Raw genomic sequence first — 3,808 nt, 5'->3', positions numbered from 1 at the left:
GTAATATCGAAATAAAGAAGAGTTTATGAAATCAAAAATCTTGTTCTTACTTATGCTTGGAGCTCATTTCAATGCTTTTTCAGCGACGAACTATCAAGTCAATGTGGTAGTAACAGAGCCTCAATCAACATTCATTTTTCCGACTTTTGAAATATCCTCTAAAGGAAAAAGCAAAACCAGTTTTGTCGACGGCTGCACGTACTTAGGAACCCTTTCAGAACCGAGCAAAAATAGCATACAGCTTGAAGCTACCATGTCATGCAACCGAGATGGCGCTACGTCAAGGATGGAAATGCCGGTATTTGTACTCAACTCCGAGGGTCAAAGCGCGAGTTATGATCTTGTAGAAAACGGGATCGTGGTGTGGAAATATTCTGTAGAAGTTAAGCCGTCACTTAAAAAGTGATATATCAGAAATACTAAAGTAACAATCAGCACTATTAACCGCCGTTTAAGTGTAATAGGTATATTCTTTACGACTTAATGACGTTACTTGTTGCCGCAAGTCTCCAACTCATGTACAAAACAGCCCTAATTTTAATAGGAGCTAAGTGGCATGAATTTAATTGTACGTCAGGTAACTTTAGGTGATGCTGAAGGCATTACAAACGTCCTCAATCCCATCATTATTGAAGGTTTATACACTGTATTAGATACGCCTTTCACACCTGAAGAAGAAAAAGAGTTCATTACTCATTTCCCAGAACGGGGCGTGTTTACAGTCGCTTTATCCGAAAATAGCTCACAAGTCATTGGTTTCCAAAATATCGAGCCCTTTGCACAATATACAAAAGCTTTTGACCATGTTGGCATAATTGGTACGTTTGTTAGTGACGGTGCTCGTGGCCAAGGTGTGTCTAAACAGCTTTTCAAATCGACATTCGAAGTAGCCAAACAAAAGGGTTACGAAAAACTATTTGCGTACGTTCGCAGCGATAATGAGCGAGCGTTATCAGCCTATCTCAAACAAGGCTTCGAAATCGTAGGGACCGCGAAGAAGCATGCAAAAGTTCGTGGGAAATACGTAGACGAAGTCCTCATTGAGAAGTTTTTGTAGGTGTTAAGTCGCTAAACACTAAGCACGCATATAAGAACATTTGAACCAAGACTCAATTTCCGTCGTAGAAACCTCTTTTCTAAAATAGGTTATTTGAAATGAAACTGACCTCGGAAACTGAGTCAAGAATAATAGAAATGGCATGGGAAGACCGCACCCCATTTGAGGCTATCGAATTCCAATTTGGTTTGAATGAATCCGACGTGATTCAGTTTATGCGTAGCCGGCTCAAATCAAGTAGCTTTAAATTGTGGCGTAAAAGGGTTTCGGGGCGCAATACAAAACACAACAAGCTACGAAACTCAGACATCATTAGAGGTTATTGCCCAACTCAATATAAGCCGCGATAGCGAACTGCACTTGGCATAAATTTTTATTACGAATCGCAACATTTATCGCCCTACCTTTGAACCAACTTCATGATTGGAGGGGAATAGTCACCACTTAAATCAACCTAGGTGTTTCAGGGCGATAATAAATTCAATGGGAGTCATATTAACATCCTCAGACGCCATCAAACTAATGATTCCACAGAAAAGATTAACACCAAACGCCCACTAAAAATAACTCAGATTAAGGCGTCATTTAACCCGTGTATCAATCTTCTTTTACCTTCTGTTTAGGCACTAGAATCACTAACCTTCTATTTTATCTTTGAAGGCACAGGCAAAAAGCTGCATGATTAAAAAGGAAAAATAGCTGATAACGGTTTAACAAGCACTCGGAGCTTGGAGGCAATTTTGAACAAATTACTTATGATATTTGCGTTGGTTTCTTTACCTTGCTTGGCCTCTGATGATGTTGAAGATCCCTGCAAAGTAAAAGGCGGTGGCGTTATGGCTGGTTATCAGTGTGTAGAAAAGAAAATGGAATCTGCAGATAAAGAGCTTAACGAAAGTTACAAGGAAGCAATCGCTAGAATAGGTGAGGAAGAAAAAGCACTAAGGAAAACATGGTCTCAGACCGAACTGGTAGAGCCATTTCGAAAGGCCCAAAGAGCTTGGCTAAAATACAGAGACGCCGAATGTGAGTTTACGGGCCTGTCTTCCACGCCCTCACCCTGGCAAGGTGTCCAGATTGAAGAATGTAAGTTAAGAATGACGTTAGAACGCGTCGAGTACTTCAATGGTGTATACGTAGGCTAAACGGATTACATCTAACAAAGCACTTCAATAAGATTCGCAACTCTTGGCAATTTCAGTTTAAATGTACTCTGTGTTTAAGATGCAAGCGTTCAGGTTGTGCGTAAAGCTTATATGGGTGTGAAATAATTATGGAAAAAGACGATTTAGTTGGGCTAGTAGTTAAGTATTTCGAGAAAATAGATGCCGGTGATCCTAGCTATCTGGATCTATTCTCAGAGGATGTTGATTTTTTCTTTCCTAAATTTGGGCAAGCGAAAGGAAAGAGTGCCTTAGTGGAGTTTGGCAATAGGATTGGTAGCTCGTTGATTAGTATCTGGCACGACATAGACGGCTTTCAAATAACGACTGCTGGAAACAAGGTCATTGTTGAAGGACAGGAAGGCGGCGTAATGAGTGATGGTACCTCTTGGCCGGACAACAAAGTTTCCACAGGGCGTTTTTGTAGTGTATTTGAGTTTGAAGGAAAAATGATAAGTCGTATGTTTGTGTACGTAGATCCTGACTTCCCGAGTCGAGATTTTGAGAGAATTTCCGTGCTGTCAGGCGAGAGCAACGTGCGACAAACTGTTCAAGCCTGAATACTACCGTTACCGCATAGCATCTTTGTTATGCGGTAGTATTCGTAGTTAAGGTGTGTTGAGGGCTTTGATATCGCTTTACTCACACCTTATCAGTGCGTTAGCCACATTCCCTTACTGATAGAAATGCTACTTTCTTCAATCGTCCTGTATTATGATAATGAAAAAGATTGCATTAATTTTAAGATTAAAATGAACCAAAAATTTTTTCTAAAACTACTCCCTGTCCCTTTTCTTCTAGCCGGTTGCCAGTCTACGCAAAGCCAGCTACAGCCTATACCTGAAAACGTATTATCAAACCTATCGACTCAATGGGCAGTGGTAGAGGCCTGTTTTCATTCCGATGCTTATAGCTTAGAGCAATCGGTAAACTATCGAGAGGCCATTAACTATTCTTTTTCTACTTGGCTAGTCGATCAGTCCGATATCGATCAGTCGGTAAATGAAGCTCGTGTAGCGTTATCAGAATATCAGTCTCAGAATGATGGTTTAGGAACAACATGTAAGGATTGGCACCTACCCCTAGAATCTGGATTGCGAGAAGTTAACAATCATAAGAATCAAGCGGCGATAGACCAGCAGCGAGCACATGAAATACATAAAGCAAACGCTTCTAAACCTGTGACGTATTCAACACCAGCATCTACTTCGACTAGTAATGTTGTTCACTGTTACAAATTGGAAGACGTTAGCTTGAATAAGAACATTCAAACGTTTAATGGAATGATATGCCCTATAGGCTGGCTTAAATATTATGGCTATTAATGCATTTGATTAATACAGTACTTAAGAATGAACTCTAAGTTTAATTTTTAGTTCAAGATTGGGTTTCTTGTTTACAATGTTATGTTTCCAGTTGGATTACCGTATTCGAATAGATTGACGAAGTTAATCAATATATGTGTATTGATGCTTACTTTTTATCGAGTTATCTTTGTTTGATAGCCATTAAAACGAGTAAGGAAACAAAGTGACTGTGTTAACAAAAGGCATACACCACGTAGGTTTAACCGTATCTAACCTAGAAG

The 3,808-nt window shown here is 39.8% G+C and carries 6 protein-coding genes; all 6 read left to right on the top strand.

What is annotated here, in order from left to right:
• The first annotated feature begins 25 nt into the window (after positions 1-25).
• Complete coding sequence (locus CAG68_RS09720) at positions 26-406, top strand: hypothetical protein (RefSeq protein ID WP_064368197.1); 381 nt, start codon at positions 26-28, stop codon at positions 404-406.
• Positions 407-556: 150 nt separating this feature from the next.
• On the top strand, positions 557-1,057 hold the full coding sequence (locus CAG68_RS09715; protein WP_017633971.1) for a GNAT family N-acetyltransferase: 501 nt from the start codon (positions 557-559) through the stop codon (positions 1,055-1,057).
• A 98-nt stretch (positions 1,058-1,155) separates the two neighbouring features.
• Positions 1,156-1,407 (top strand): TIGR03643 family protein, encoded by a 252-nt coding sequence (locus CAG68_RS09710; RefSeq protein ID WP_005377824.1) that lies wholly within the window; start codon positions 1,156-1,158, stop codon positions 1,405-1,407.
• A 405-nt stretch (positions 1,408-1,812) separates the two neighbouring features.
• Positions 1,813-2,202 (top strand): lysozyme inhibitor LprI family protein, encoded by a 390-nt coding sequence (locus CAG68_RS09705; protein WP_064368196.1) that lies wholly within the window; start codon positions 1,813-1,815, stop codon positions 2,200-2,202.
• 128 nt (positions 2,203-2,330) lie between these two features.
• Positions 2,331-2,780, top strand: coding sequence for a nuclear transport factor 2 family protein (locus tag CAG68_RS09700; RefSeq protein WP_005377826.1), 450 nt, complete (start codon positions 2,331-2,333; stop codon positions 2,778-2,780).
• A 192-nt stretch (positions 2,781-2,972) separates the two neighbouring features.
• Complete coding sequence (locus CAG68_RS09695) at positions 2,973-3,545, top strand: hypothetical protein (protein WP_225455396.1); 573 nt, start codon at positions 2,973-2,975, stop codon at positions 3,543-3,545.
• Positions 3,546-3,808 lie beyond the last annotated feature (263 nt).

Origin of the sequence: Vibrio sp. V42_P2S4T144 (assembly GCF_009904715.1) — a bacterium.
Lineage (GTDB): Bacteria > Pseudomonadota > Gammaproteobacteria > Enterobacterales > Vibrionaceae > Vibrio > Vibrio alginolyticus.
The sequence above is the reverse complement of the archived record's forward strand: the minus strand, read 5'-3'. Positions and strand labels throughout refer to the sequence as shown.

Excerpts from the sequence above, each read along its gene's own strand:
- CAG68_RS09705 (WP_064368196.1), top strand. The coding sequence starts at position 1,813 with ATGATATTTGCGTTGGTTTCTTTACCTTGCTTGGCCTCTGATGATGTT.
- CAG68_RS09710 (WP_005377824.1), top strand. The coding sequence starts at position 1,156 with ATGAAACTGACCTCGGAAACTGAGTCAAGAATAATAGAAATGGCATGG.
- CAG68_RS09695 (WP_225455396.1), top strand. The coding sequence starts at position 2,973 with ATGAACCAAAAATTTTTTCTAAAACTACTCCCTGTCCCTTTTCTTCTA.
- CAG68_RS09700 (WP_005377826.1), top strand. The coding sequence starts at position 2,331 with ATGGAAAAAGACGATTTAGTTGGGCTAGTAGTTAAGTATTTCGAGAAA.
- CAG68_RS09715 (WP_017633971.1), top strand. The coding sequence starts at position 557 with ATGAATTTAATTGTACGTCAGGTAACTTTAGGTGATGCTGAAGGCATT.
- CAG68_RS09720 (WP_064368197.1), top strand. The coding sequence starts at position 26 with ATGAAATCAAAAATCTTGTTCTTACTTATGCTTGGAGCTCATTTCAAT.